This window comes from Streptomyces fractus, assembly GCF_049844455.1.
Taxonomy (GTDB): domain Bacteria; phylum Actinomycetota; class Actinomycetes; order Streptomycetales; family Streptomycetaceae; genus Streptomyces; species Streptomyces fractus.
Genome location: NZ_JBMYHI010000002.1, coordinates 405,333 through 431,602 on the forward strand (window position 1 = coordinate 405,333; position 26,270 = coordinate 431,602).

The following is a 26,270-nucleotide window of genomic DNA, read 5'->3' on the forward strand; positions in this document are numbered from 1 at the left end:
GGTGCCCGGCCGTCTTCAGGCGGCCTCCGAAGCGGCCACGGCGCCGAGCGTGCACACCAAGACGGTCCGGGTGGACGGCTTCCCGCTGTCCGCGCGCGTGTGCTCGCCCGCTTCGCCGCGCGCGGTCATCCTCGCGCTGCACGGCGGCGGCACCACCTCGCTGTACTTCGACTGCCCGGGGCGGCCGGAGTTCTCGCTGCTGCGCACGGGGGCGCAGCTCGGCTACGCGGTGGTCGCCATGGACCGCCCCGGCTACGGCATCTCCGCGCCGTTCGCCGAGCGCTTCCGCGACCCGGAGCGCCGCCTCGACACGACGTACGCGGCCGTCGAGCGTTTCCTGGACCAACTGCCGGGCCGCCCGGCCGTGTTCGTGGCCGCGCACTCGGCGGGCTGCGAACTGGCGATGCGGATGGCGGCCGACCCGCGCGGGCGGCGCCTGCTCGGCCTGGAGATCGCGGGCACGGGGCTGCGGCACCAGCCCGCGACGATCCGCGCCCTCGAAGCCGCGGGGGTGACGCGCCAGCGGTACGGCCGACGCCCGGCCGGCACCCGCGAGACACTGTGGGGTCCGGCCGAGCTGTACGCCGAGGACGTGTGGAACACCCCGTACATCGCCTCGGACTCCCCCGCCTACGAAGGGCCCTCGCGGGTGTGGGTGGAACACGACTTCGCCCGCCTCGCGGCCGAGGTGCGCGTCCCGGTGCAGTTCAGCCTCGGCGACCACGAGCGGGTGTGGGAGTCGGGACCGGCCGCGCTCGCCGAGATCACCGCGCTGTTCACCGCCGCTCCGCGCGTCCGGGCCAACGAACAGGCGGGCAGCGGCCACAACTTGAGCCTGGGCCTCGCCGCCCGCAGCTACCACCTGCGGGTCCTTGCGTTCGCCGAGGAGTGCGTCGTGCAGCGGGAGCACGGAGAGAAGGGAGAGGCCGCATGAGCGGTGCCGAGGCGTTCGCCGTCCTGCTGCTGCGGTTCGTGATCGGCGCGACGATGGCCCTGCACGGGCTCAACCACTGGCGCGGCGGCGGGCGCATCGCGGGCACCGCGGGCTGGTTCGAGAGCCTGGGGCTGCGCAACGGGCGGCTCCAGGCGTGGATGAGCGTGGTGACGGAGATCGGCGCCGGCGTACTCCTCGCGGCGGGCTTCCTGACGCCGCTGGCCTGCGCGGCCGTCATCTCCGTGATGCTCGTCGCGGGCCTCCTCGCCCACCGTACGAACGGATTCTTCGTCATGAAGGACGGCTACGAGTACGTGCTGGTGCTCGCCGTGGGCTGTTTCGCGCTGGCCGTGCTCGGCGCGGGCCCCTGGTCGCTCGACGCGGCGTTCGACGTCGAGGTGACCGGCTGGGCGGGCGGGGGTGTGGCGCTCGGGGTCGGGGTGGTGGCGACGGCCGGGCTCCTGGCCGCGTTCTGGCGACCGAAGCAGTCGGAGAAGGCCTGACCATCTCTCGTGTTGGAGGACTTGTGACACACGCCGGTTTCATCGGCCTGGGCAGCCAGGGCGCCCCCATGGCCCAGCGCATCCTGGACGCCGGACTGCCCCTGACCCTGTGGGCGCGCCGCCCCGGTTCCCTGGAGCCCTTCGCCGGGACGAAGGCCGAAGTGGCCCCCACCCCGGCCGAGTTGGCGGCGGCCTGTGACGTGGTCGGCGTCTGCGTGGTGGGCGACACCGACGTGGAAGAGGTCGTCCTCGGCGATGCGGGTGTCCTCGCGGGACTGCGTCCCGGCGCGGTGCTCGCCGTGCACAGCACCGTCCACCCCGACACCTGCCGGCGCCTCGGCACACTGGCCGCCGAGCGCGGGGCGCAGGTCGTGGACGCCCCCGTCAGTGGTGGCGGGCCGGCCGCGGCGGAGGGGAAGCTGCTCGTGATGGCGGGCGGGGACAGCGAGGCCGTGGAGCGCTGCCGCCCGGTCTTCGCGACGTACGGCGACCCGGTCGTGCACCTCGGTCCGCTGGGCGCCGGACAGGTCACCAAGCTGCTCAACAACACGCTGTTCACGGCCACCTTCGGGATCGCCGCGAGCGCGCTCGCGCTGGGGCAGCGGCTCGGTGTCGAGCCGGAGCGGTTCGCCGAGGTCGCCGGGCACGGCAGCGCCGCCAGCTTCGCGCTCGGCCGGCTCGCGGCGTCGGGCTGCGATCCGACCCGCATGGGCTCTGTCGCGGGCGCACTCCTCGGCAAGGACGTACGCCTGATGGACTCTCTGGTCGACAACTCCCCGGCGGAGGGCGCGGCGGATGTCGAGGCCGTCCTCGCCCAGGCCCGCGTCGCCCTTGAGCGCATGGGCGCACCGCTCACCACGGACAAGGAGTAGCCACCCATGTCATGGGACTTCGAGACGGACCCCGAGTTCCAGGCCCTGCTCGACTGGGCCGACACCTTCGTGCGCGAGGAGGTCGAGCCCCTCGATCTGGCCTTCCCCGGGCAGCAGTTCACCCCGCCGGGCCCCGAACTCCGCAAGGTCGTCACGCCGTTGAAGGACGAGGTGCGCCGCCACCGCCTGTGGGCCGCCCATCTGGGACCCGAACTCGGCGGCGAGGGCTACGGTCAGCTCAAGCTCGCCCTGCTCAACGAGATCCTGGGCCGCTCCGAATGGGCGCCGGTCATCTTCGGCTGCCAGGCCCCGGACACCGGGAACGCCGAGATCATCGCCCACTACGGCACGGAGGAGCAGAAGGCGAAGTACCTGCGCCCGCTGCTCGACGGCGAGGTGTTCTCCTGCTACTCGATGACCGAACCGCAGTCGGGTTCCGACCCGGCCCTCTTCGAGACACGGGCGGTCCGCGACGACAACGGGCAGGGCTGGGTGATCGACGGCTGGAAGTTCTTCTCCTCCAACGCCCGCACCGCCGCGTTCTTCATCGTCATGGCGGTGACCGACCCGGAGGCGGGACCGTACAAGGGCATGTCGATGTTCCTGGTGCCCTCCGACACCCCCGGCATCCGCATCGAACGCGACGTCGGTCTCGGTGACGAGCCGATGGGCGAAGGCGCCCACGCGCTCATCCACTACGACGGCGTGCGCGTCCCCGACGAGGCCCTCCTCGGCGGCCCCGGCCAGGCCTTCACCATCGCCCAGACCCGCCTCGGCGGCGGCCGTGTGCACCATGCGATGCGCACGATCGGGCATGCGCAGAAGGCCCTCGACATGATGTGCGAGCGGGCGCTGAGCCGCCGCACACGCGACGGGGTGCTCGCCGACAAGCAGTTCGTGCAGGGCTACATCGCCGACTCCTACGCCCAGCTCACCCAGTTCCGCCTCTTCGTGCTGTACGTCGCCTGGTCGATCGACAAGCACAACGACTACAGGGCGGTCCGCAAGGACATCGCCGCCGTGAAGGTCGTCATGCCGCAGGTGCTGCACGACATCGCGCAGCGGGCGGCGCAGGTGCACGGGGCGCTTGGGATGAGCAACGAGATGCCGTTCCAGAAGATGCTGCTCGGCGCGGGCGTGATGGGCATGGCCGACGGCCCCACCGAGGTCCACAAGGTGACGGTCGCCCGCCAGGTGCTGCGTGGCCACCGGGCCGCGGAGGGGCCCTGGCCGACCGGCCATCTGCCGACGCGCCGGGAGGCGGCCGTCGCCAAGTACGCCGCGTACCTCGACGCGGCGGAGGGAGAACTGTGATCGACATCGAACGCCTCACGACCTGGCTCGACGGACTCGACCTTCCCGGCAAGGGCGAACCGCTCACGCACTCCTTCGTCTCCGGCGGCACCCAGAACGAGATCTACGAGATCCGGCGCGGCCCCCTGCACTGCGCGCTGCGCATCCCGCCACCCACCGCGCCCGCCTCCCGCGACCAGGGCATCCACCGCGAGTGGCGGATCATCGAAGCGCTCGCGGGCACGGATGTGCCGCACACCCCGGCGGTCGCCGTGTGCACGGATCCGTCGGTCCTCGGCCGCACCTTCTACCTCATGGGGTTCGTGGACGGCTGGTCCCCGATGAACCTGAAGAACAGGAAGTGGCCGGAGCCCTTCGCCACGGATCCCGCTGCCCGGCGGGGTCTTGCCGAACAACTCACGGACGGAATCGCCCTGTTGTCGAAGGTCGACTGGCGGGCGAAGGGCCTCGCCGACCTCGGCCGGCCCGACGGCTTCCATCAACGTCAGGTGGACCGCTGGACGTCCTTCCTGGAGCGCGTCCGCACCCGGGACATCCCCGGCCTCGACGAGGCCTCGGCCTGGCTGCGCGCCCGCAAGCCGCTCGACTACACGCCGGGCCTGATGCACGGCGACTACCAGTTCGCCAACGTGATGTTCCGCAGCGGCGCCCCCGCGCGGCTCGCGGCGATCGTCGACTGGGAGATGGGCACGGTCGGCGACCCCAAGCTCGACCTGGGGTGGATGCTGCACAGCTGGCCCGAGGACACCACTGCGCCCGAGGCGGCGACGGCCGGCTACGTCGACCTCACCGGCATGCCCTCGCGCACGGAACTCCTCTCCCGCTACGCCGAGTTGTCGGGTCGTCAGGTCGACGACTTCGACTACTACGCCGTGCTGGCGAAGTGGAAGCTCGCCATCGTCCTGGAGCAGGGCTTCCAACGGGCCGGCGACGACCCGAAGCTCCAGGCGTACGGGCCGCTGATCCTGAAGCTGATGGGCGAGGCCGCCGAACTCGCCGGGACATCGGGGTACCGGGGATGACCGACGAGAACGTACTGCTCCGCGAGCGCTCCGGGAACGTCCTGGTGGCCCGCCTGAACCGGCCCGCGGCCCGCAACGCGCTCACCCCGGAGCTGATGTCGGCCCTCGGGCAGGCACTGCTCGACGCCGAGTCCGACGACGACATCCGGGCGGTCGTGCTCACGGGCAGCGGCGACCGGGTGTTCTGTCCCGGGATGGATCTACGGGCCTTCGCGCAGGGCACCCGGATGGGTCTCGGCGACGATCCGGGACGGGCGGCCTACCAGCGGTTCATCGAGGGCGAAGGCGGACTGCCCGTGGTGGGGGCCGCCAACGGTTCGGCGCTCGGCGGCGGCATGGAGCTGCTGCTCGCCTGCGACGTGGTGGTGGCCTCGGCGGCGGCGAAGTTCGGCTTCCCGGAGGTCAAGCGCGGACTGTTCCCGGCCGGCGGCGGCACGGCGCTCGGCACCCGGATCCCCTTGGCGCACGCACTGGAACTCGTCCTCACCGGCGACCCGGTCGACGCGGTGCGCGCCCGCGAGATCGGCCTGGTGAACTCCGTCGTACCCGCCGATGAAGTGCTGTCCGCCGCACTGGAGTTGGCCGGGCGCATCGCGGCGAACGCCCCGCTGGGCCTCGCCGCCGCCAAGGAACTGACGCGCGCCGCACTCACCGATCCGGACCGCGCCGCCGCCCGCCGGCGGGAGCTCCAGCACTCCGTCTTCGCCAGCGAGGACGCGAAGGAGGGCGCGACGGCCTTCATGGAGAAGCGCGCACCCGTGTGGCGGGGGCGCTGAGCCGATGAAGGCAGCACAGTGCACCGCGTACGGACCTCCGGAGACCGTCCGGGTCACCGACGTGCCCGCACCCGCCCTCGCGGCCGGCCAGGTACGGGTGCGGGTCGGCGCGGCGGCCGTCAACTACCCGGACGTACTGCTCGTGGCCGGTGAGTACCAGCTGCCGGTGGAGCCGCCGTTCGTACCGGGCAGCGAGTTCGCGGGAGTGGTCGAGGCCGTCGCCGCGGACGTGACCGGCATACGGGTCGGGGACCGGGTGTGCGGGACGGCGATGGTCGGAGCGTTCGCCGAGCGGGCCGTGGCGGCGGCGCGGTCGGTGACCGCGGTGCCGGACGGCGTGGACCTCGCGGTGGCGGCGGCGTTCGGTGTGGCGCACCGCACCGCGTACCACGCGCTGCACACGGTGGCCTCGGTCGTGGCGGGACAGGAGCTGGTGGTGCTGGGCGCGGGCGGCGGAGTGGGCCTGGCCGCCGTGCAGTTGGGGGCGCTCGCCGGGGCGCGGGTCACGGCGGTGGCGTCGTCGCCGCGGAAGTTGGAGGCGGCGAAGGCGCAGGGCGCGACGGTGCTGATCGACCATCGCGGGGTCGGGCTGCGGGCCGCGCTCAAGGAGGCGCTGCCCGCCGGGGCGGATGTCGTGCTCGACCCGGTCGGCGGCTCGCTCGCCGAGCCCGCGCTGCGGTCGGTGCGCTGGGGCGGCCGGTTCGTCAGCATCGGGTTCGCGGCCGGAATCCCGCGGCTGCCGCTCAATCTCGTACTCCTCAAGGGAGTTCAGGTGACGGGCTTCCAACTCCGCGACCTGGCCGCCCACATGCCCGAGCTGTTCGAGGCGAACGAGGAGCGACTGCGCGCGCTGTTCGCCGCGGGCTCCGTACGCCCGCACATCGGCGCCGAGTTCACGCTCGCGCAGACGGCGGCCGCGCTGCGCCGCGTGGCGGACGGAGAGGCGATCGGAAAGGTCGTCGTACGCGTCACCGACGAAGGGGGCGACCGCCCATGACCACACTCGCCGCACTGCACGATCTGACCGGCAGGACAGCGGTGGTGACCGGCGGGTCCCGCGGCATCGGCCGCGCGATCGCCGGGGCCCTCGCCGAGGCGGGCGCCGACGTGGTGATCGCCTCCCGAAAGCTCGATGCCTGCGCGACGGCGGCCACGGAGATCGCCAAGGAGCACGGGCGGCGCACGGAGGCGGTCGCCTTCCACGCCGGGCGCTGGGACGACTGCGACCGCCTCGTCGGTGAGACCCTGGACCGGCTCGGACGCCTCGACGTCCTGGTCAACAACGCGGGCATGTCACCGCTCTACACGGACCTGACCGGCATCAGCGAGGAGCTGTACGACAAGACCCTCGCGGTGAACCTGAAGGGCCCGTTCCGGCTGGCCGTGCTCGCCGCGACACACATGGCGGAGCACGAGGGTGGCTCGGTCATCAACATCGGCACGGCCGGTTCGCTGACCGCCAGCACCCGCGAACTCCCCTACGCCTGCGCCAAGGCGGGCCTCAACGCGCTGACCGTCGGCCTCGCCGAGGCGTACGCGCCGAAGGTGCGCGTCAACGCGATCCTGCCGGGCCCCTTCGCCACCGACCTGTCGCGCGGCTGGGCGCCCGAGGATCCCGACGAGGCGCCGTTCGTGCCGCTCGGTCGCATGGGCCGTCCCGAGGAGGTGGCCCCGCTGGCCGTGCACCTGGCGTCGGCGGCGGCCAGCTTCACCACCGGCGCGATCATCCGCGTCGACGGAGGCATCACCCGCAAGGTCTGACCCACCGGCCCACGTCTGCTCCCACCGGCCCACGTCTGCACCACCGGCCCACCACGACACCCGCATCCACGCAGGAGGCGCACCGCTCATGACCGACAAAGAACCCGACCGGCGGCTGCTGATAGACGGCCAGCTCACCGGCACCGCGACCACCTTCGCCTCCGTCAACCCGGCCACCGGCGCCGTCGTGGGCCACGCCCCCGACGCGGGCCCCGCCGAGGCCGGGGCAGCGATCGCCGCCGCCCGCCGGGCCTTCGACACCACGTCGTGGGCCACGGACCGGGACTTCCGCGCGCGCTGCCTCGACCAGCTGCACCGCGCCCTCGTCGACCACAAGGAAGAGCTGCGGGCCCTGACGATCGCCGAGGTCGGCGCCCCGCACCAGCTCACGGAGGGCGCCCAGCTGGAAGAGCCGATCGGCGTGGTGCGCTGGTACGCGGACCTGTTGCCGACGTACGGGTTCAGCCGGGACCTCGGTGTGCACGAGGCCCGCGGCGCGCGGTACCACCGCTGGGTGGAGAAGGAGGCGGCCGGGGTGGTCGCGGCGATCATCCCGTACAACTACCCCACCCAGATCGCCCTCGCGAAGATCACACCCGCCCTCGCGGCGGGCTGCACCGTCGTCCTCAAGGGCGCCCCCGACACACCCCTCGTGACCCTCGCCCTCGGTGAGCTGATCGCCGAGCACACCGACATCCCGCCGGGCGTCGTCAACATCCTGTCCTCGTCCGGCGCGGAGGCGGGCGAGCTGATGACCACTCACCAGGACGTCGACGTCGTCACGTTCACCGGCTCGACTGCGACCGGCCGCCGGATCATGGCGGCGGCGTCCGGGACGGTGAAGCGGGTCTTCCTGGAACTGGGCGGGAAGTCCCCGATGGTGCTGCTCGACGACGCGGACCTGCAAGCGGCGTCGATGATGGCGGCGTTCATGGCGTGCAGCCACGCCGGTCAGGGCTGCGCCATCTGCACGCGCCTCCTGGTGCCGCGCGAGCGGCACGACGAGATCGTCGAGCTGGTCGCCGGCGGCCTGGCCCACATCCCGGTCGGCGACCCGGCCGACCCGGCCGTCTACATGGGCCCGCTGATCAGCGGGCGGCAGCGCGACAAGGTGGACGCGATGGTGCAGCGGGCCGTCGCCGACGGGGCCAAGTTGGTGTGCGGCGGCGAGCCGATGCCCGGCCCGGGCTTCTTCTACAAGCCGACGCTGCTCGCCGGGGTCGACCCGGACAGCGAGATCGCGCAGGAGGAGGTCTTCGGACCGGTCCTCTCCGTCATCCCCTACGACGACGAGGCCGACGCCGTGCGGATCGCCAACAACTCCGCGTACGGTCTGTCGGGCGCCGTCTTCTCCGCGTCCGACGAGCGCGCGGTGGGTGTGGCGCGGCGCATCCGCTCCGGCACGTTCAGCATCAACGGGGGCAGCTACTTCGCCCCCGACAGCCCCTTCGGCGGCTACAAGCAGTCGGGGGTCGGCCGCGAGTACGGGATCGAAGGACTCGCGGAGTTCCTGGAGACCAAGACGTTCGGGGCGGTGGCCAAGTGACGGATTCAGGCGAAGGTGCAGGTGCGGGTTCGGGCGCAGGTTCGGGTTCGGGTTCGGGGGCAGGGAAGCCGCTGGACGGGATCCGCGTCATCGAGGTCGCGATGTACGGCTTCGTGCCCTCGGGCGGCGCCGTGCTCGCCGACTGGGGCGCGGACGTCATCAAGATCGAGCACGCGGTGAACGGGGACCCGCAGCGCGGCCTGCGGCGCACCGGTGCGTTCGTCATCGAGGAGGGCGAGCCGAACCCGAACATCGAGCACGCCAACCGCGGCAAGCGCAGCCTCGGGCTCGACATCTCGAAGCCGGAGGGCCTGGCGGTGCTGCGTGAACTGGTCGCGGGCGCCGATGTGTTCCTCACCAGTTTCCTGCCGCGGGCGCGCCAGAAGTTCGGTATCGAGCCCGACGACATCCGCGCGATCAAGCCGGACATCGTGTACGCCCGCGGCAGCGCCTTCGGCCCGCTGGGCCCGGAGTCGGACAAGGGTGGCTACGACATGACGGCGTTCTGGGCGCGCTCGTCGGCCGCCGCGAGCATGACCCCGGAGGCGATCGACGGGATCCTGCCGCTGCCCGTGCCCGCGTACGGGGACACCATCTCCGGGACGAACCTCGCCGGTGGCATCGCGGCCGCGCTCGTCAAGCGGGAGCGTACGGGTGAGGGTTCCGTGGTGGACGTCTCGCTGCTCGGCAGCGGGGTGTGGGCGATGGGGCACGGCATCGCGCTGGCCCGGGCGAAGAAGCAGCCGTGGGTGATGGCGATGCCCGGCGGGCCGAACGGCATGGCCAACCCGCTCAGCGGCATCTACCGCACCTCGGACAACAGGCACCTGTCGCTGGTGATGTTGCAGCCGCAGAAGTACTGGGCGGACGTGTGCCGGCACATCGACCGCCCCGAGCTCGCCGAGGACCCGAGGTTCGCGACCGCCGAGCTGATCGCCGAGCACGCGGAGGAGGGCGTCGAGCTGCTCCGCGAGGTCATCGCCACGCGTCCGCTCGCCGAGTGGGCCGAACGCTTCGTGACCCTGTCGGGGCCGTGGGCTCCCGTCCAGGACTCGGTGCAGGTCGGGGACGACGTCCAGGTGCGCGCCAACAAGTACGTGACCCGCGCCGGTAGCCTCGAACTGGCCGCGAGTCCCGTCCAGTTCGGGGCCGCACCGCTCGACCACCTCGACCCGGCCCCCGAGTTCGCCGCCCACACCGAGCAGATCCTGCTGGAACTCGGCATGGACTGGGAACGCATCCTGGCCCTCAAGGAGTCGGGCGCGGTCACATGACCGTTCGTCCTCACGTGACCGGCGGGGCGAAGACGGATCTCGGGACGACCGGGCTGCGCCTGGAGCGGGACGGTGTCGTCGCCTGGTGTCACATCGACCGGCCCGAGGCACGCAACGCGCTGACGCCCGCGATGTACTTCGGCATCAAGCGGGCGGTCCGTCTCGTCAACGCCGACCCGGACCTGGCCGCTCTGATCATCACGGGCACGGACGATGTCTTCGCGCCCGGCGGTGACCTGGGCGGCCGGGCACAGCCGGGCGACGCGGACGTGTCCGCGCTCGGCCACGACATCCTGCCGTTCACCGCCCTCCGTGAGTCGCGCGCCCCGGTGATCGCGGCGGTGAACGGGATCTGTCAGGCGGGCGGGCTGCTCATCGCGATGATGGCGGACATCGCGGTGGTCAGCGACCGGGCGACGTTCCGGGTGCCTGAGCTGCTGCGCGGCATCCCGGACGCGACGTTCGCGGCGGCGCTGCCCGCGCACGTGGGGGTGGCGGCGGCCCGTGACCTGCTGCTGTCGGCGCGCCGCTTCGACGCGGCGGAGGCGCTGCGCCTGGGCCTCGTCTCGCGTGTCGTCCGGCACGAGGAGCTGCGGGAGGCGGCCCTGGCGGCGGCCCATGAGGTGTTGCGGACGCCGCCGATGGCGCGGATGCATGTCAAGCGGATGCTCAACGAGCGGTACGGGGTCATCGACCACCAGACGATGTTCTGGGCGCTGGAGGAGTCGCCGGAACCGCGGGAGGGGATGCGGGCGTTCATGGAGAAGCGTCAGCCGGACTGGGTGCCGGATCAGCCGGATCAGCCGGTCACGTAGCCGCCGTCGACCGGCAGCGCCACACCCGTCACGAACGAGGAGGCGTCGCTCGCGAGGAACAGTACGGCGGCGGCGAGTTCGGAGGGCAGGCCCCAGCGGTGCATGGGCTGCGCCTTCATGACGGCGTCGGGCGGCGGCTCGGGGTTCTCGGCGCTCGCGCCGGCGAGGCCGGTCCACGTCATGCCGGGGCAGACGGCGTTCACGCGGACGCCCTCGGTCGCGTAGTCGAGCGCGGCGGACTTGGTCATCTGTACGACGCCGCCCTTGGCCGCCGCGTAGACGGAGTGCTTCTTCCAGCCGACGAGCGCGGCCGACGAGGCGGTGTTGACGACCGAGCCGCCTCCGGTGCGCAGCATGGCGGCGATGCCGTACTTCATGCCGAGGAAGACGCCCTTGAGGTTGACGGCGATGACGTCGTCGAAGGTGGCCTCGTCCTGCTCGACGAGGGGTTTGCGGGGGCCGCCGAAGCCGGCGTTGTTGAACAGCACGTCGAGCCGGCCGAAGTGTTCCTCCGCCGCGCCGATCATCCGCTCGACGTCGGCGGCGGCCGAGACGTCCGCGTGCACGGCGAGGGCGGCGGCGTCGCCGATCTCCTTGGCCACGGCGGTCTGTTCGCCGCTACGGTCGGCGCAGACGACCTTGGCGCCGTGTTCGGCGAAGAGCAGGGCGGTGGCCCGGCCGATGCCCGATCCGGCGCCGGTGACGACGGCGACCTTCCCGGCGAGACTCCCTGCGGCACTGGTCATGTCGTGCGCCTCCTTGAGCTCAGTCTTTTCCTGATGGCCCGGTGGTGCGATGGTTCGCCTCGTGCGCGAGGTCCGGCTCGTGCTCGGCGATGACCTGCCGGACGCGCACCTCGGCGAGCGGTCCCAGCGCGTCGTAGATCTGCGCGAACAGGGTGCGGGCGGCGTGTCCCGGCCAGTCGGCGGGCAGCAGGTCGGCGGGCAGCTCCGGGTCGGTGCTGACCATCTGGAGCCACTCCTCCTTGACCTTGGTGCGGGCGGCCAGCGCCTCCGCCGAGCCCACCTGCCCGGCTGCCGTGCGCCGCGCCAACTCGGTGTGGCGGGCGATGAATTCGGCGTACGCGGCGCCGATGGCGTCCAGGTCCCAGGCGGCCAGCGGGTCGCCCTCGCCCTGGGCGTGGGTGAGCGTGGAGCGCAGCACGGTGGCGCTGCGCACGCCGACGCTGCGCAGGAGTTCGGCGGTCTGTACGTGGTCGGCGCGCGGCGACATCCACACACCGTCGTACACGGCGGCGTAGCCGAGGAAGCGCAGCCGTCGGCGGATGACGTGGCGCTGCTCGCGCTGTTCGTCGGGGACGGAGAAGATGACGGTGGTCCACAGCCCGTCCCACGGCCGGCCGGGGGTGCCGAACTCCATCATGCGCAGCTGGGTCTGTTCCAGGACGCGGGCCGTGTCGGGTGTCATCCGGTAGTAGGTGCGGCGCCCCCGCTTCTCCGCCTCCAGGACGCCCCGTCGGGCGAGCCGCCCGATGGCCGCGCGGGCGCTGACCGGTGTGCTGCCGAAGTCGCTCAGCAGGTCCACCAGGGCGGCGGACGGGAGGGGTTCACGGGTCGCGGACCAGTGGTCGGTGAACAGGCCGAGGACGAGGTGCTGCGGGTTGGCACCGGTCTGGGACCTCGGCAGGTCGACGTCGACGAGAATCTGCGCGTTCATCGGCGTGAGCGTACGTGGCCTCACACCGCGGGTTCGACGAGGGTGTCGAAGAAGGCGGCGCCGGCGTCGGGGATGCTGGGCTGCTCGAAGACGTTCACCGCGTACGAGACGAGGATCATCGAGAACAGCAGCCGCAGCAAGCGCAGTTCGGGCTCGGGCAGGGCGTCGAGGTCGAGGGCGTCGAGATGGGCGATGGCGGCTTCGGCGCGTGGCGCGATGGCGTCGTAGAACGCGCCGAGTTCGGTCATGTCCTTGCTCAGGCGCATGTCGTAGCGCTGCTGCCGGGTGGGCAGCGCCCAGTCGGCGACGTACGGCTCGAGTTCGCGGAAGCCCTCGGGCAGGAGGGGTTCGGTCCCGGTGGTCACTTCGCCTCCTGGTGGGCGGCGACGGTGTCGCGGACGGTCTTGTGGAAGTGCCGGATGAGCAGTTCCTGGTCGCTGAGGTGGAACTCGCGCTGGGCGCGGGACTTGAGGCCCGAGTGGGTGGCCTCGATGGTGTTCACGTCCTGCATGGCGAACTCGATGGTGCTGTCGACGACGAGTTCCTGCGCGAGCCGCTGCTGGGCGTTCTCGGGCGGCACGAAGTACAGGTCGATGTCGTAGATGTGCGAGTCGGCGCTCTCGGGCCAGTACGTGTACGTGATGTAGAAGCCGCGGGCCCAGATCTGCACGGAGAGGTTGGGGAAGAGCCAGAACTGGTCGTTGCCCCAGGAGCGGATGTTCCCCTTGTTCAGGAATTCGGGGAGCGGCCCGAGGTCGGGCACGTCGTCGGGGCCGAACAGGCCGGCGCGAAAGAGCCGGTAGACCCACTTCTGGTCGTTGCGGGCCCGGCCGAGCGCGCCCGGCTCGCGCGGCGGCAGCGGTGGCGGCCCCGGTACCGAGGTGAGCATGTGCGGGGTGAACAGGTCGTAGTGGTAGGAGTCGACGGGCGGCACCATCTTCTCGGCCTTGGCGACGTCCTTGTCGATGAAGCGGGCGTGTACGTACGGCGGGTGGTACCACTCGCAGACCGAGTCGACGGCGAGTTTCCAGTTGCCCTTGATGTGCGCGCGGAAGCCGTGGCGCCGTGTCATCTTCTCGAAGGGGTACCGCTCCAGCTCGAGGAGCCGGTCACCGAGGTAGCTGCGCAGGGGCGGCACCGGTTCCTCGGCGAGGTTCACGAACACGAACCCGGCGAACTCCTCGCAGTGCACCGGCGGCATCTTGAGGCGCTTCTTGTCGAGGTCGAAGAACTCCTGCTCGTTCGTGACATGGCTGACCTGGCCGTCGAGCCCGTAGCGCCAGCCGTGGTACTTGCAGTGGAACTGCCGGCACATCCCGGCGCTCTCCTCCTGCGGGTGCTCCTGCCACACGACCTTGTTGCCCCGGTGCGCGCAGACGTTGTGGAAGGCGTGCACGCGGTCGTCGGTTCCACGGGTGACCACGATGGAGGCGAGGTTGCCCGGCAGCTCGCGCGTGAAGTACGCGCCCCGGCGGGCCAGTTGCTCGGAGCGGCCGACGTAGAGCCAGGACCGCTGGAAGATCGCGGCGCGTTCCGCCTCGAAGAACTCGGGCGACACGCAGTCCTCGTACGAGACGGGTCCGGTGCCGAGCTCCGGATAGCCGGGCGTGAACTTGCCCTTCCCGGTGGCGAGTCGTTCCTGAAGTTCCGTCATGGAGCGCTTCCTCTCGGTCACTTGTGCCGATCGCTCGTTACCGCACCCTCATAGTAGACAGTTAATTACAGCGGGCGCCATGTAACTGTCTTCCATTTTCGAACCGCTGCCGCCCACCCGTGCGGGCGTTCAGGTCCACGGCTCGTCGTCGTACGCCTTGTCCAGGGGTGCCATGCCGCCACCGAACGGGAAGAACTCCTGCTGGGCGTATGTCTCGCGCCCCAGGCCGTGGCCGAGTTCGTCGAGGAAGGCGCGCTTGAGGTTCTGTGTGAACAGCTGCCGGGTGTAGCGCAGGACGAGGTACGGGCGCTTGGCGAGTTCGCGTGCCAGCTCCCAGGCGCGGTCCAGGACCGCGTCCTTGGGGTGCACCTCGGCGACGGCGCCCCACTCCTTGGCCTCCTGCGCGCCGAGCTGTTTCCCCGTCAGCAGCAGGTAGCGGGCGCGGTTGTGGCCCACCAGGAAGGGCCAGATGACGTGCTGCCCGTCGCCGGGGACCTGGCCGCGCGGGAAGTGCGAGACGTCCTGGAAGTAGGCGTCCTCCGAGGCCAGCACGATGTCGCCCATGAGCGGGACCTCGGAGTGGATGTTGCAGGGGCCGTTGACCACACTGATCATCGGCACGTCGACGTCGAGCACGTTCCACATGAGGTTGCGGTTGTACCAGGCCTTCTCGTCGAGCTTGCGCAGCCCGCGCACCCCCGGCATGGCGTCGTACATGGGGGTCTCGGGGAGTTCGCCGTTGGGGAGTCTTCCCCAGTCGGCGTTGTAGTTGGCGCCCGTCCCCGTGTGGATGAGGACCTTGATCTCGCGGTCGCCGGCCACGTCGGCGAAGGCGTCGGCCATGTCGTCGTGCGACTTCCAGTCCCACACCAGGCTGTCGCCCTCGGTGTGGCACTGCATGAACAGGATGCCTTCCTCGCTCAGCTCGAAGCGGTAGTTGCGGTAACGGTCCTTGTACTCGGCGAAGCGTGCGCGCTTGACCACGGGCCGGCCCTCCGTTCGTCGCGACAGGGGCATGGCGCCCCAACTGCTGGACAGTTATCGTGAGTTGCGTGACAAGTGTGCAGCCATTCAGGTTCGCCGTCCAGGCGACGAAGGCAACATCCGCGAAGGAGTGGCGGGATACCGCGCGCTCCGTCCAGGACCTCGGGTACAGCACCCTGTTCCTCTCCGACCACTACCTCGGGCCGGGTCCGGCCCAGCGCGAATCCCGTTGGCCCGCCCAGCACTTGGCGCCCCTGACGGCGCTGGCCACGGCCGCCGCCGTGACGGAGACGCTGCGCGTCGGCTGCCGGGTGTTCTGCGTCGACTACCACGTGCCGGGCGCCCTCGCGAAGGAGGCCGCGACACTCGATCTGCTCTCCGACGGGCGCCTCGAGTTCGGCATCGGCGCCGGGTGGAGCGAGCCCGAATACCGGGCCATGGGGCTGGAGTTCGCGCCCGCGGGGCGGCGCGTGGACAAGCTCGTCGAGGTGGTGGCACTGGTGAAGGCGCAGTGGAGCGGCGAGCCGCTGGAGCTGCGGGGCGAGCATGTGACCGCGGTCGATCACGCGGGGCTGCCCCTCCCCGTGCAGCGCCCGCACCCGCCCATCATGATCGGGGGTTCCCGGCGCCGCGTGCTGTCGTTCGCGGCGCGCGAGGCGGACATCGTGAGCCTCGCGAACGTGCCGTTCGACGCCCGCAACGCGGCGGGCCGCACGCCGGCCGAGGAGGCGGCGCACCGCTACGGGACGGTCAGGGAGGCCGCGGGCGAGCGCATCCGTGGCCTGGAGGTGGAGAGTTCACCGTTCTTCGCCCGGATCACGGACGATCCCGCGTCCGCTGCGGACCGGGTGGCTCGGACGCTGGGTGTTCCGTCCGACGGGCTGCCCGACCATCCGAACGTCCTCATCGGCACATCGGCCGAGGTGGCCGACCGCCTCCAGGAACGGCGGGAGCGCTTCGGCGCCAACTACATCACCGTGCAGCAGGGCGAGGCGGAGCGCTTCGCGCCCGTGGTCGCGCGGCTCACCGGGACCTGAGGAGGCACCGTGGCACACGGTCCGCTGCACGGCCTGCGCGTCATCGAGATCGCCACCCTCGCCGCGGGCCCCACCGTGGCGACGACGCTCGGCGAGTTCGGCGCGGAGGTCATCAAGGTGGAACAGCCGGGTTCCGGCGACCCCATGCGCACCTGGGGCGATCGCCGCGACGGCATCGGGCTGCTGTGGAAGAGCATCGCCCGCAACAAGCGGTTCACCACGCTCGATCTGCGTACGGCGGCGGGACAGGGCCTCATGCACCAGCTCCTGGAGGTCAGCGATGTCCTAGTGGCGGGCAACAGGCCGAGCGCGCTGGCCCGTTGGGGCCTGGACCACGCGTCCGTCCACGCGGCCCACCCGCACATCGTGATGGCCCACATCACCGGCTACGGCAGCGGCGGGCCGAAGAGCGACCGGCCCGGCTACGGCACCCTCGCCGAGGCGATGAGCGGCTTCGCCCACCAGACGGGTGCACCGGACGGGCCGCCCACGCTGCCGCCGTTCATGCTCGCCGACGGGGTGGCCGGTCTCGCGGCGACGTACGCGGTGATGATGGCCCTCTACCACCGCGACGTGCACGGGGCGGGAGGCCAGCTCGTCGACGTCAGCCTCGTCGAACCGCTCACCCGCCTCCTGGAGACGGGAACCCTCGCCTACGACCAACTCGGCCTGATCAAGGGCCGGTCGGGCAACATGCTGCCGGCCAGCGCGCCGCGCAACACCTACCGCACCGCCGACGATCGGTGGCTCGCCATGTCCAGCGCCTCGCCCAGCATCGCGGCGCGGGTCTTCCGCGCCATCGGCCGGGAGGACATGGCATGCGACCCGGATCTCATCGACCCGGTGCGCCGCCAGGAGCGGGCGGTGGAGGTCGACGAAGCGGTGGCCGACTGGGTGGGGCGGCACACCCTCGACGAGGCCATGTCCGTCTTCGAGGCGGCCGAGGCGGCGGCGACCGCCGTGTACGACGCCCCGGCGCTGCTCGCGGACGAACACCTGCGGGCACGCGGAACCTTCGTGGGCGTCGCGGACCCGGACTTCGGCGAGGTCACGGTGCAGGCGCCGGTGGCGCGCCTGAGCGGGACACCGGGGCAGGTCACGCACCTGGGACGCGACCTGGGCGCGGACAACGAAGCCGTCTACGGCGAACTGCTCGGCCTCTCCCCCGCCAAGATCGACGCACTGCGCGCGGAAGGAACCATCTGATGGCCGCTCCCCGACCGGCCGGGTCGCACCGCCCCCGCCGCAGCGAACTGGCCACCCCCGCGAGCAGCGAGCGCATGTGCGCCAAGGCCCCCGCATCGGGCGCCGACCTGGTCTTCCTGGACCTGGAGGACGCCTGCGCCCCGTCCGCCAAGGTGTCCGCGCGGTCCATCGCCGTGGCGGCCCTCACCGGGCAGGACTGGGGCGGCACGCTGCGCGCGGTCCGGGTCAACGGCCTGGACACACCGTGGTGCCACGACGACATGATCGAGGTCGTCACCGGCGCCCGGGACGCGCTCGACGTCGTCATCGTCCCCAAGGTGCGCACGGCGCGAGACGTGTGGTGGGTCGACGTCCTCCTCGGCCAGCTCGAACAGAAGCTGGGCCTCGGCAAGCGGATCGCCCTGGAGGTGCTCATCGAGGAGGCGGAGGGCCTCGCGAACGCCCTGCCGATCGCCCGCGCCAGCACCCGCCTGGAGGCCCTCATCTTCGGCGCGGGCGACCTGTCGGTGTCGTTGCGGGCCCGCGTCGACGGCAATTTCGATCCGCTCTCGCCCTACCCCGGCGACTTCTGGCACTACGCGCGCGCCCAGGTGCTCACCGCCGCCCGCGCCGCCGGCATCGCCGCGATCGACGCGCCGTTCCCGGCGTACGGTGAGCCGGAGGCGTACCGCGCTTCGGCGCGGCAGGCCGCTCTGCTCGGCTTCGACGGCAAGTGGGCGATCCACCCGTCTCAAGTCCCGCTGGCCAACGAGGTGTTCACTCCGTCCAAGGAAGAGATCGCGGCGGCCGAGGACGTCATCGCGCGCTACCGTGCCGCCGAGTCCGAGGGCACGGGGGCGATCGGTCACGACGGCCGCCTCATCGACGCGGCCCACGTCCTGCTGGCCACCAACGTGCTGGACAGAGCCGCCCGGCGACCAGCCCAGCGACCAAGGGAGTCCTGATGCGCATAGCGAACGACCAGGTGGCCGTCATCACCGGCGGAGCCAGCGGCATCGGCCTCGGTCTCGCCGAGGCCCTCGCCGCCCGCGGGGTCCGCCTCGTCGTCTCCGACGTACGCGAGGAGGGCCTGGCGAAGGCGCGGGCCGCGCTGGCGGAAGCCGGTGCCGAGGTGACGGCGGTCGTGGCGGACGTCAGTGACGAGACATCGGTGCGCGCACTCGCCGACCGGACGATGTCCGCCTACGGGCGGGTGGACCTGGTGTGCAACAACGCCGGCGTCGTGTCCCCCGCGGCACCCCTGTGGGAACAGACCTCCCGGACCTGGGAGTTGATGATCGGCGTGAAGGTGCTCGGCGTCGTCCACGGCGTCCGCGCGTTCGCGCCCCTGCTCATCGAGCGGGGCACGGGCCACTTCCTCAACACCGCGTCCTCCGGCGGACTCGCCCCCTTGCCCGACCGCACGCCGTACACCACGACCATGCACGCGGTGGTCGGCCTGACGGAGACACTCGACGCGGAACTGAAGCGCGTCGCTCCCGCGCTGGGCGCGACCGTCCTGTGCCCCGGACTCGTCGACACTCCCCTCGGCCGGAACTCCGAGGCCTTGGGGGCGATCCGCCTCCCGCCAGGCGCCCCCGCCTCGATGCGCGACAGCGCGGCGGCCCGCGGCGGCATCCTGTCCCCGCGCGAGGTCGCGGAGTCGGCACTCGCGGCCGTCGAGGCGGGACGGGTGCACGCGGCGCCGGGCGGGGGTGTCGCGGAGCGGGCGCGGGCCAGGGTCGAGGCGCTGCTCGCGGACCTCGATGCCGGTGAGGGGTGAGGTGGGCGGCGAGCGCTGAGCCGCGAGCCGTGAGCCGTGGGCCACAACCCTGCGAGAATCCCATTTACGCACAGCGGTAAGGTGATTGACACCTACTCGACCTGCCCATAGCGTGATTCGGCGCGCAGGCCGCAGCCGAGCCGAGGAGGTTCCATGGGGTCCATGGGTTCCACGGGCGATGAGACATCCCCCGTGCTGACCGTGACCGCCGAGAAGGACGTTCGCGTCGTCACGCTCAACCGACCCGATCAACTCAACGGCGTGTCTGCCGAGTTGCACCGCCGGCTCGCCGAGGTCTGGGACGAGATCGCCGCGGACGGCGACGCGCGGGCCGTGGTACTCACCGGCGCCGGGCGGGCGTTCAGCGCCGGCGGGGACTTCGCGCATCTGCTGCGTCACACGACCGACGCCGAGCTGCGTGAGCGTTCCATCCGGCTCGATCGGGCGATCCAGACGGCGATGATCCGTTTCCCGCTTCCCGTGGTCGCCGCCGTCAACGGGCCCGCTGTGGGGCTTGGTTGCTCGCTCGCGCTCGGGTGCGATCTCGTACTGATGGCCGACGACGCGTATCTCGCCGATCCCCATGTGTCCGTCGGGCTCGTCGCCGGGGACGGCGGGGTCACTCTGTGGCCGCTGCTGACCAGCCTGTTGCGGGCCAAGGAGTATCTGTTCACCGGGGATCGCATTCCGGCGGAGAAGGCGGTCGAGTTCGGGCTCGCCAGCCGGGTCGTGCCGGCCGCCGAACTCACCGAGCAGGCCATGGCGTTGGCGCACCGGCTCGCCGCCCAGCCCCAGCAGGCGCTGCGCGCGACGAAGGCCGCGCTGGCCGTGGTGGTGGAGCAGATGTCGCGCGGCGGCATGGAGGCGGCACTGATGGCCGAGCAGGCCACCATGACCAGCCCCGACTATCTGCGCATCGTCGGCGCGCTCGCCGAGCGCGGCGCCAAGGGTTCCGGGCGCGGCTCGTCCGGCGAACGGACGGAGTGAGCGGTGCGGGCGGAGGAGTTCCGGCTGGTCCGCGAGGCGCTCGGGTCCTTTGTCGACGACCACCGGTGCACGTCGGCCGAGCCGACGGGGGCGCAGCGGGCCGCCGCGCAGAAGGCGCTCGACGGGCTCGGTCTCGTCGAACTGCGGCGTGGTGCACCGCCGTTGGCGACGGCCCAGGAGTGCGCGCTGCTCGCCGAGGACTTCGGCCGGCAGCCGATGGCGGCGTCGTTCCTGGGTACGGTGCTGCTCGCGCCCGAGGTGCTGCGGCTCGTCGAGGCGGGCGGCGGGGTGGTGTCGTACGAGGACACGCCCACCATCGCGCTCCGCCGCGATCTGCGCTTTCCCGGCGGGGAGACCGACGGCGGGTGGCGTGCCTGGGACACCGAGGGCGCCGACAGCGCCTTGTGCGTGGCCGCCGACGGGTCCGTACGCTCCCTGGCGCTCGGCGACCCGGCACCCACCACCGACCTGCTGCGCCCCGTCCGCGTGGCCGAGGCGGGCTCACAGGTCGTCGGCCGGCTGAGCCGCGAGGGCGTGCGTGCCTGGCAGGCCTGGGCGCTTGTCATGGTGAGCGGTGAACTCGTGGGCGCTGCCGCCTCGTTCGTCGAGCAGGCCACCGCCTACGCGCGCGACCGCGTGCAGTACGGGCGGCCCATCGGCTCCTATCAGGCGGTGCAGCACTTGCTGGCCGATGCCACGGTCGCCGTCGAGGCGTGTGCCAGCGCCACCCGGTACGCCGCTTGGTGTCTCGACCACGCCGGGCCGGGCGCGGCTCTGACCGCCGCCCGTGTCGCCAAGGCAGAGGTGGATGTGTCGGCCCTGGACGCGGTGTACGCGGGGATGCAGGTGTTCGGCGGGATCGCGCAGACGTGGGAGCACATCGCGCATCTGTATCTGCGCCGGGTGCGCGTCGGCGCCACGATGTTGACCGGCACGGCCGAGCTGCTGTCCGCGCTCGCCGCCCCACAGTCCGCTGATGCCACGGAGGCGACGTGACCCGCCAGGACCTGCCGCTCGACTTCGGTGACCCGGCGGACCTCACCCGGCTCCGCCGCGAACTGCGCGCCTGGCTCGCCCGGCACCCGCTGCCCGAGCGCCGCCCCGACGAGGCACCCGCCCTGTTCCTGCACCGCTGGCACCGCATACTGCACTCCGGCGGCTGGGTGGGCCTCGACGTGCCCGAGGAGTACGGCGGCCGGGGCCTGACCGCGCTCCACCAGGTCGCGGTCAGCGACGAACTGGGCGCCTCCCGGGCACCCGGCGTGCCGCGCATCGGCTACCTCGCCCACGCGCTGTTGGAGTTCGCCTCGCACGAACAGCGGGCCCGGCTTCTTCCGCGCATGCTCGCGGGCGACGACGTGTGGTGCCAGGGCTTCAGCGAGCCGGGCGCCGGTTCGGACCTCGCGGGCATAGCGACGTACGCGCGCCGCAGCGACGATGCGGACCGCGGCCATTACATCGTCAACGGGCAGAAGCTGTGGACCAGTTACGCCCAGTACTCCGACTATTGCCTCCTCCTCGCCCGCACCGACCGCGAAGCCCCCGCGCACAGTTCCATCACCGCGTTCGCGCTGCCGCTCGACCGGGCCGGGGTGACCGTACGCCCCCTCAAGGCGGCCAACGGGAACGACGAGTTCTGCGAGCTGTTCCTCGACGATGTGCGTATCGAGGCAGCCGAGCGGATCGGCGCGGAGGGCGACGGTTGGCGGCTCGCGATGACGACGGTGAACTACGAGCGCAACGCCCTCGACACCGGCCACCTGTCCAAGTACGGACTGCTTCTTGAGCAGCTGCGGCGCGAACTGCGCGAGCGTGCAGGCGAGTTGCCCGATGGAATGGTGTCCGCGGTGGGGCGCTGCGTCGTCGACTACCAGGTGCTCGTCGCGCACGCCCGGCGGCGTACCGCCGAACGTCTCGCGGGCGTCGCCGCCGGACCCGAGTCGTCGATCGACAAGCTGCTCATGACGCGCGCCGAGCAGCGCCTGTACGAGACCGCTCTCCAGGTCCTGCCCGATCAACTCGCGGAAACGGGCGGGGTGGTGTACGGCGAGTACCTGTACTCGCGCGCCGCTTCCGTGTACGGCGGCACCTCGCAGATCCAGCGGAACATCATCGCCAAGCGGCTGCTGCGGCTGCCGTCCACCTCGTGAGTGTCATGCAATGGGGAACGGAGCCCGTGATGCGCTACGACCAGGAGTACCGCAGCATCCCGAACGTTGTCCGCCGGGCCGCCGCGCAATACGGTGACGCACCCGCTCTCGTGGACGGCGGCACGCGCTGGAGCTTTCGCGAACTCGACCGGCGGATGACGCGGGCGGTCCGCGCCGCGCTCGCCCTCGGCATCGCACCCGGCGATCGCGTCGGGATCTGCGCCGCGAACCGTGCGGAGTGGATCGTGGCCGCGCTCGCGGTGCACGGCGCGGGCGGCATCGTCGTCCCCCTCAACACCCGCTTCAAGGCCGCGGAACTCGCGTACATCCTGCGCAAGTCGGGGGCGAAGGCACTGTTCGCGGCGCCGTTCCTCGACACCGACTACGTGGCGGAACTGCGCAAGTACGAACCCGAGTTGGCCGCCCTGCGCACCACCGTGTCCCTCGTGGCCGAGCGCGGCGAAGCCGACCTCTCGTGGGACGACTTCCTCGGCAGGGGCGAGGAAGTCGACGAGGGCGCCGCGCACGCCTCCATCGACCGGGTCACGCCCGACACCGCCTCCGACATCATGTTCACGTCCGGCACCACGGGCCATCCCAAGGGTGTCGTCCTCACGCACGGGCAGTCGCTGCGCGCCTACGGGTGGATGGCGGAGCAGTACACCTTCCGCCCCGGCGACGTGTTCCTCGTCGTGCCACCGTTCTTCCACTGCTTCGGCTACAAGGCGGGCTGGCTCGCCTCGTTCCTGCACGGGGTGACCGTCGTCCCGATGGGCATGTTCGACGCGGGCCGGGCCCTGGAACTCATCGAGCGGGAGCGCGTCTCCATCATGCTGGGCCCTCCGACGATCTTCCAGGATCTGCTCGCCGCCCCGGACCGCGCCCGCCGCGACACCTCGTCCCTGCGGATCTCCATGACGGGCGGCACCACCATCCCCGAGCAGCTGATCCACGCCATGAAGGACGACCTCTCGTTCGACATCGTGATGAGTGCGTACGGACTCACCGAGGCCTCCGCCCTCGTCACCACGACCCGCATCGGCGACAGTCCCGCGACCGTGGCCCGGACCAACGGCCGGCGCATCCCCGACGTGGACGTGCGCATCGCCGACGACGCGGGCGAGCCCGTACCCGCAGGTGGGACGGGCGAGATCCAGGTCCGCGGCTACACCGTCACCACCGGCTACTGGGACGAGCCCGAGGCCACCGCCGCCGCGATCGGCGACGACGGATGGCTGCGCACCGGTGACATCGGCAGCCTGGACGCGGAGGGCAATCTCGCGGTCGTCGACCGCAAGAAGGACATGTTCATCGTCGGCGGCTTCAACGCCTACCCGGCCGAGATCGAACGCCTGCTGCTCGGCTACGCCCCGGTCGCCGAGGCCGCCGTGATCGGCGTGCCCGACGCGCGCCTCGGCGAGGTCGGCTGCGCGTACCTGGTGCTGCGCCCGGGCGAGACGACCACGGCCGCGGACGTCATCGCCTGGTCACGCGCCAACATGGCCAACTTCAAGGTTCCGCGGGACGTCCGCTTCGTCGACCGGCTGCCCCGCAACGCCAGCCGCAAGGTCCTCAAGCACGAGCTGCGCGCCGCGTTCACGGACCCCGCTTCCCGGGACGGCGACGCATGACGGCGGGGCCACTGACCGGGGTCACCGTCGTCTCCGTCGAGCAGGCGGTGTCGGCGCCGCTGTGCACGCGGGCGCTCGGCGATCTGGGCGCGCGTGTCATCAAGGTGGAGGCCCCCGGCGGCGACTTCACCCGGTACTACGACGACGTGGTGCACGGCCTCGCCGCCCACTTCGTGTGGGTCAACCGGGGCAAGGAGTCCCTGACGCTCGACCTGAAGTCGTCGCACGGCGTCCACGTCCTGCACCGGCTCCTCGACCGGGCCGACGTCTTCGTGTCGAACCTCGCACCCGGGGCGGCCACCAAACTCGGCATCGGTGCGCATGATTTGACTGAGCGTCATCCCGACCTCATCACCATGGAGATCGACGGCTACGGCCCCGGCGGACCGCTCTCCCACAAGCGCGCCTACGACCTCCTCGTGCAGGCGGAGGCGGGCGCGTGCGCGATCACCGGGCTGCCCGGGCGACCGGCGAAGCCGGGACCGCCGATGGCGGACGTGTGCACCGGACTGTACGCGGCGCTGTCCATCACGGCGCTGCTCGCCGAGCGCGGACGCGGCACCGGCCCGGCACAAGGGCCCGCCTCCGTCTCGGTCAGCATGTTCGACACCATGACCGAGCTGATGGGGTACGCGCTCACGTACACCCGGCACACCGGCGTCGACCAGCAGCCCGCGGGCATGGGCTCCCCCGCCGTCGCCCCCTACGGCGCGTACCCCACCGCCGACGGCCACACCGTGGTCCTCGGCACGACCAACGACCGCGAGTGGCAACGCTACGCCCGCGACCTCCTCCGGCGCCCGGACCTCGCCGACGACCCCGCTCTCGCCACCACCGCCGACCGGGTCGCCGCCCGCGACCGCCTCGACGCGGAGATCACCCGCTGGTGCGCCGCGCACACCCTCCACGACATCCAGGCGGCGGCCGACGCGGCCGGCATCGGCAACGCCAAGCTGAACACGCCCGGCGAGGTCCTCACCCACCCGCAGCACACCGCCCGCGACCGCTGGCGCGAGATCGGCACACCGGGCGGACCGACCCTGGCACCGCTGCCACCACCCGTGTTCGAGGGACGCGGCCAGGCGCCCATGGGTGACGTACCCGCGCTCGGTGCGCACACGGACGCGATCCTGCGCGAACTCGGCATCACCGACGATGAGTTGACCCCGGCCATGAAAGAGGGCGAACAGTGACACGTGACCGTCGTGAGGCCGTGATCGTGGAGGCCGTCCGCACCCCCGTCGGCAAGCGGAACGGCTCGCTCGCCGGCATCCATCCCACTGACCTGTCCGCGCACATCCTGGCCGAACTGGTTGCCCACACCGGCATCGACCCCGGCGACGTCGAGGACGTGATCTGGGGCTGCGTGGGGCAGATCGGCGACCAGTCCGGGAACATCGGCCGCTACGCGCTGCTCGCCGCCGGGTGGCCGGAGACGGTTCCGGCGACGACGGTGAACCGGGCCTGCGGCTCCAGCCAGCAGGCCCTCGACTTCGCCGCGCAGGCCGTGCTGTCCGGACAGTACGACATGGTGGTGGCGGGCGGCGTCGAGTCGATGAGCCGGGTACCGCTCGGGGCGGCGCGGGCCGACGGCGCGCCGTGGTCGGCACGCGTCCTGGAGCGCTACGACCACTTCACCTTCAACCAGGGCGAGTCGGCGGAGAGGATCGCCGGCAAGTGGGGCTTCGACCGGCGGCAGTTGGACGAATACGCCTCCCGTTCCCACGAGTTGGCGGCTGCGGCACAGGACGCGGGGGCCTTCGACGCCCAGCTCGCCCCGCTGCCCGACACCGCGCTCACGGCCGACGAGGGGGTCCGCCGGGGCACGACGCCCGACACACTCTCCCGCCTGAAGCCGTCCTTCGACCCGAACGGCGTGATCCACGCGGGCAATGCCTCGCAGATCTCCGACGGCGCCGCGGCCCTCCTCGTCACCACACCGGAGCGGGCCCGCGCACTCGGCCTGACCCCGCTGGTGCGCTACCGGGCGGGCGCGGTCACGGGCGCCGATCCGGTGCTGATGCTGACCGGCCCGATCCCGGCGACCGCGCGGGTGCTGACGCGGGCCGGGCTCGCCCTGTCCGAGATCGGCGCCTACGAGGTCAACGAGGCCTTCGCGCCCGTCCCGCTGGCCTGGCTCGCGGAGACCGGCGCGGACCCGGCCCGCCTCAACCCGCTCGGCGGCGCGATCGCGCTCGGCCATCCGCTCGGCGCGTCCGGCGCGGTCCTGATGACGCGCCTGGTCCACCACATGCGGGACCGCGGCATCCGCTACGGCCTCCAGACGATGTGCGAGGGCGGTGGCACCGCCAACGCGACCGTCGTCGAACTCGCCGAATAGCCCGCCCAACGGGAGGAGTTCAGG

At 71.9% G+C, this 26,270-nt stretch carries 26 protein-coding genes; 21 read left to right on the top strand and 5 right to left on the bottom strand.

All coding sequences use genetic code 11. From position 1 onward, the window contains the following. Position 1 precedes the first annotated feature (1 nt). The 11 genes from ACP4E5_RS03950 (at position 2) to ACP4E5_RS04000 (ending at position 10,817) form a co-directional block, all read left to right on the top strand. On the top strand, positions 2–934 hold the full coding sequence (locus ACP4E5_RS03950; protein WP_425825294.1) for an alpha/beta hydrolase: 933 nt from the start codon (positions 2–4) through the stop codon (positions 932–934). Then, positions 931–1,437: a DoxX family protein gene (locus ACP4E5_RS03955; protein WP_425825295.1), complete on the top strand. Its 507-nt coding sequence runs from the start codon at positions 931–933 to the stop codon at positions 1,435–1,437. The genes ACP4E5_RS03950 and ACP4E5_RS03955 overlap by 4 nt, the downstream gene beginning before the upstream one ends. A gap of 23 nt (positions 1,438–1,460) precedes the next feature. Then, positions 1,461–2,309 (top strand): NAD(P)-dependent oxidoreductase, encoded by an 849-nt coding sequence (locus tag ACP4E5_RS03960; RefSeq protein WP_425825296.1) that lies wholly within the window; start codon positions 1,461–1,463, stop codon positions 2,307–2,309. 6 nt (positions 2,310–2,315) lie between these two features. Next, positions 2,316–3,623 (top strand): acyl-CoA dehydrogenase family protein, encoded by a 1,308-nt coding sequence (locus ACP4E5_RS03965; protein WP_425825297.1) that lies wholly within the window; start codon positions 2,316–2,318, stop codon positions 3,621–3,623. After that, positions 3,620–4,645 carry a phosphotransferase family protein gene (locus ACP4E5_RS03970; RefSeq protein WP_425825298.1) on the top strand — a complete coding sequence of 342 codons (1,026 nt, stop codon included), beginning with the start codon at positions 3,620–3,622 and terminating at the stop codon, positions 4,643–4,645. The genes ACP4E5_RS03965 and ACP4E5_RS03970 overlap by 4 nt, the downstream gene beginning before the upstream one ends. Further along, entirely contained in the window at positions 4,642–5,421 is a 780-nt protein-coding gene (locus ACP4E5_RS03975; protein WP_425825299.1) for an enoyl-CoA hydratase-related protein, read from the top strand. Before ACP4E5_RS03970 ends, ACP4E5_RS03975 begins: the two co-directional genes overlap by 4 nt. Before the next feature lie 4 nt (positions 5,422–5,425). Then, entirely contained in the window at positions 5,426–6,418 is a 993-nt protein-coding gene (locus ACP4E5_RS03980; protein ID WP_425825300.1) for an NADPH:quinone oxidoreductase family protein, read from the top strand. Next, positions 6,415–7,182, top strand: a complete 768-nt coding sequence (locus tag ACP4E5_RS03985) for an SDR family NAD(P)-dependent oxidoreductase (RefSeq protein WP_425825301.1) — start codon at positions 6,415–6,417, stop codon at positions 7,180–7,182. The genes ACP4E5_RS03980 and ACP4E5_RS03985 overlap by 4 nt, the downstream gene beginning before the upstream one ends. A gap of 88 nt (positions 7,183–7,270) precedes the next feature. Continuing rightward, positions 7,271–8,728, top strand: coding sequence for an aldehyde dehydrogenase family protein (locus ACP4E5_RS03990; protein ID WP_425825302.1), 1,458 nt, complete (start codon positions 7,271–7,273; stop codon positions 8,726–8,728). Continuing rightward, positions 8,725–10,002 carry a CaiB/BaiF CoA transferase family protein gene (locus ACP4E5_RS03995; protein WP_425825303.1) on the top strand — a complete coding sequence of 426 codons (1,278 nt, stop codon included), beginning with the start codon at positions 8,725–8,727 and terminating at the stop codon, positions 10,000–10,002. The genes ACP4E5_RS03990 and ACP4E5_RS03995 overlap by 4 nt, the downstream gene beginning before the upstream one ends. Then, positions 9,999–10,817, top strand: a complete 819-nt coding sequence (locus ACP4E5_RS04000) for an enoyl-CoA hydratase/isomerase family protein (protein WP_425825304.1) — start codon at positions 9,999–10,001, stop codon at positions 10,815–10,817. The genes ACP4E5_RS03995 and ACP4E5_RS04000 overlap by 4 nt, the downstream gene beginning before the upstream one ends. Here ACP4E5_RS04000 and ACP4E5_RS04005 read toward each other — a convergent pair. The 5 genes from ACP4E5_RS04005 to ACP4E5_RS04025 form a co-directional block, all read right to left on the bottom strand. Beyond that, a complete protein-coding gene (locus tag ACP4E5_RS04005) occupies positions 10,802–11,563 on the bottom strand; it encodes an SDR family NAD(P)-dependent oxidoreductase (RefSeq protein ID WP_425825305.1) in 762 nt (253 codons plus the stop codon). The genes ACP4E5_RS04000 and ACP4E5_RS04005 overlap by 16 nt on opposite strands. A gap of 19 nt (positions 11,564–11,582) precedes the next feature. Further along, positions 11,583–12,494, bottom strand: a complete 912-nt coding sequence (locus ACP4E5_RS04010) for a PaaX family transcriptional regulator (protein WP_425825306.1) — start codon at positions 12,492–12,494, stop codon at positions 11,583–11,585. Between the two features lie 20 nt (positions 12,495–12,514). Next, on the bottom strand, positions 12,515–12,859 hold the full coding sequence (locus ACP4E5_RS04015) for a hypothetical protein (protein ID WP_425825307.1): 345 nt from the start codon (positions 12,857–12,859) through the stop codon (positions 12,515–12,517). Then, a complete protein-coding gene (locus ACP4E5_RS04020) occupies positions 12,856–14,148 on the bottom strand; it encodes an aromatic ring-hydroxylating oxygenase subunit alpha (protein ID WP_425825308.1) in 1,293 nt (430 codons plus the stop codon). Before ACP4E5_RS04020 ends, ACP4E5_RS04015 begins: the two co-directional genes overlap by 4 nt. Positions 14,149–14,277: 129 nt before the next feature. After that, positions 14,278–15,132, bottom strand: a complete 855-nt coding sequence (locus ACP4E5_RS04025; RefSeq protein ID WP_425825309.1) for an enoyl-CoA hydratase/isomerase family protein — start codon at positions 15,130–15,132, stop codon at positions 14,278–14,280. Positions 15,133–15,200: 68 nt separating this feature from the next. On the opposite strand from ACP4E5_RS04025, the gene ACP4E5_RS04030 reads away from it, so the two are divergent. The 10 genes from ACP4E5_RS04030 to ACP4E5_RS04075 all read left to right on the top strand — a co-directional run bounded on the left by ACP4E5_RS04030 (position 15,201) and on the right by ACP4E5_RS04075 (position 26,246). Then, the gene (locus ACP4E5_RS04030) at positions 15,201–16,169 is read left to right on the top strand and encodes a TIGR03621 family F420-dependent LLM class oxidoreductase (RefSeq protein ID WP_425825310.1); all 969 of its coding nucleotides are present in this window, start codon (positions 15,201–15,203) and stop codon (positions 16,167–16,169) included. A 9-nt stretch (positions 16,170–16,178) separates the two neighbouring features. Continuing rightward, complete coding sequence (locus ACP4E5_RS04035) at positions 16,179–17,375, top strand: CaiB/BaiF CoA transferase family protein (RefSeq protein ID WP_425825311.1); 1,197 nt, start codon at positions 16,179–16,181, stop codon at positions 17,373–17,375. Further along, positions 17,375–18,319, top strand: a complete 945-nt coding sequence (locus ACP4E5_RS04040; protein WP_425825312.1) for an HpcH/HpaI aldolase/citrate lyase family protein — start codon at positions 17,375–17,377, stop codon at positions 18,317–18,319. The genes ACP4E5_RS04035 and ACP4E5_RS04040 overlap by 1 nt, the downstream gene beginning before the upstream one ends. Further along, positions 18,319–19,137, top strand: coding sequence for an SDR family NAD(P)-dependent oxidoreductase (locus ACP4E5_RS04045; RefSeq protein WP_425825313.1), 819 nt, complete (start codon positions 18,319–18,321; stop codon positions 19,135–19,137). The genes ACP4E5_RS04040 and ACP4E5_RS04045 overlap by 1 nt, the downstream gene beginning before the upstream one ends. 153 nt (positions 19,138–19,290) lie before the next feature. Further along, a complete protein-coding gene (locus ACP4E5_RS04050; protein WP_425825314.1) occupies positions 19,291–20,124 on the top strand; it encodes an enoyl-CoA hydratase/isomerase family protein in 834 nt (277 codons plus the stop codon). 3 nt (positions 20,125–20,127) lie between these two features. After that, on the top strand, positions 20,128–21,120 hold the full coding sequence (locus tag ACP4E5_RS04055; RefSeq protein ID WP_425825315.1) for an acyl-CoA dehydrogenase family protein: 993 nt from the start codon (positions 20,128–20,130) through the stop codon (positions 21,118–21,120). Next, a complete protein-coding gene (locus ACP4E5_RS04060; RefSeq protein ID WP_425825316.1) occupies positions 21,117–22,274 on the top strand; it encodes an acyl-CoA dehydrogenase family protein in 1,158 nt (385 codons plus the stop codon). The genes ACP4E5_RS04055 and ACP4E5_RS04060 overlap by 4 nt, the downstream gene beginning before the upstream one ends. Before the next feature lie 5 nt (positions 22,275–22,279). Beyond that, complete coding sequence (locus tag ACP4E5_RS04065; protein ID WP_425841067.1) at positions 22,280–23,905, top strand: FadD3 family acyl-CoA ligase; 1,626 nt, start codon at positions 22,280–22,282, stop codon at positions 23,903–23,905. After that, positions 23,902–25,098, top strand: coding sequence for a CaiB/BaiF CoA transferase family protein (locus ACP4E5_RS04070; RefSeq protein WP_425825317.1), 1,197 nt, complete (start codon positions 23,902–23,904; stop codon positions 25,096–25,098). The genes ACP4E5_RS04065 and ACP4E5_RS04070 overlap by 4 nt, the downstream gene beginning before the upstream one ends. Continuing rightward, the gene (locus ACP4E5_RS04075; protein WP_425825318.1) at positions 25,095–26,246 is read left to right on the top strand and encodes a thiolase family protein; all 1,152 of its coding nucleotides are present in this window, start codon (positions 25,095–25,097) and stop codon (positions 26,244–26,246) included. Before ACP4E5_RS04070 ends, ACP4E5_RS04075 begins: the two co-directional genes overlap by 4 nt. Positions 26,247–26,270: the final 24 nt, after the last annotated feature.

Excerpts from the sequence above, each read along its gene's own strand:
- ACP4E5_RS03955 (WP_425825295.1), top strand. The coding sequence starts at position 931 with ATGAGCGGTGCCGAGGCGTTCGCCGTCCTGCTGCTGCGGTTCGTGATC.
- ACP4E5_RS03965 (WP_425825297.1), top strand. The coding sequence starts at position 2,316 with ATGTCATGGGACTTCGAGACGGACCCCGAGTTCCAGGCCCTGCTCGAC.
- ACP4E5_RS03975 (WP_425825299.1), top strand. The coding sequence starts at position 4,642 with ATGACCGACGAGAACGTACTGCTCCGCGAGCGCTCCGGGAACGTCCTG.
- ACP4E5_RS03980 (WP_425825300.1), top strand. The coding sequence starts at position 5,426 with ATGAAGGCAGCACAGTGCACCGCGTACGGACCTCCGGAGACCGTCCGG.
- ACP4E5_RS03985 (WP_425825301.1), top strand. The coding sequence starts at position 6,415 with ATGACCACACTCGCCGCACTGCACGATCTGACCGGCAGGACAGCGGTG.
- ACP4E5_RS03990 (WP_425825302.1), top strand. The coding sequence starts at position 7,271 with ATGACCGACAAAGAACCCGACCGGCGGCTGCTGATAGACGGCCAGCTC.
- ACP4E5_RS04000 (WP_425825304.1), top strand. The coding sequence starts at position 9,999 with ATGACCGTTCGTCCTCACGTGACCGGCGGGGCGAAGACGGATCTCGGG.
- ACP4E5_RS04005 (WP_425825305.1), bottom strand. The coding sequence starts at position 11,563 with ATGACCAGTGCCGCAGGGAGTCTCGCCGGGAAGGTCGCCGTCGTCACC.
- ACP4E5_RS04010 (WP_425825306.1), bottom strand. The coding sequence starts at position 12,494 with ATGAACGCGCAGATTCTCGTCGACGTCGACCTGCCGAGGTCCCAGACC.
- ACP4E5_RS04020 (WP_425825308.1), bottom strand. The coding sequence starts at position 14,148 with ATGACGGAACTTCAGGAACGACTCGCCACCGGGAAGGGCAAGTTCACG.
- ACP4E5_RS04040 (WP_425825312.1), top strand. The coding sequence starts at position 17,375 with ATGGCCGCTCCCCGACCGGCCGGGTCGCACCGCCCCCGCCGCAGCGAA.
- ACP4E5_RS04045 (WP_425825313.1), top strand. The coding sequence starts at position 18,319 with ATGCGCATAGCGAACGACCAGGTGGCCGTCATCACCGGCGGAGCCAGC.
- ACP4E5_RS04050 (WP_425825314.1), top strand. The coding sequence starts at position 19,291 with ATGGGGTCCATGGGTTCCACGGGCGATGAGACATCCCCCGTGCTGACC.
- ACP4E5_RS04065 (WP_425841067.1), top strand. The coding sequence starts at position 22,280 with ATGCAATGGGGAACGGAGCCCGTGATGCGCTACGACCAGGAGTACCGC.
- ACP4E5_RS04070 (WP_425825317.1), top strand. The coding sequence starts at position 23,902 with ATGACGGCGGGGCCACTGACCGGGGTCACCGTCGTCTCCGTCGAGCAG.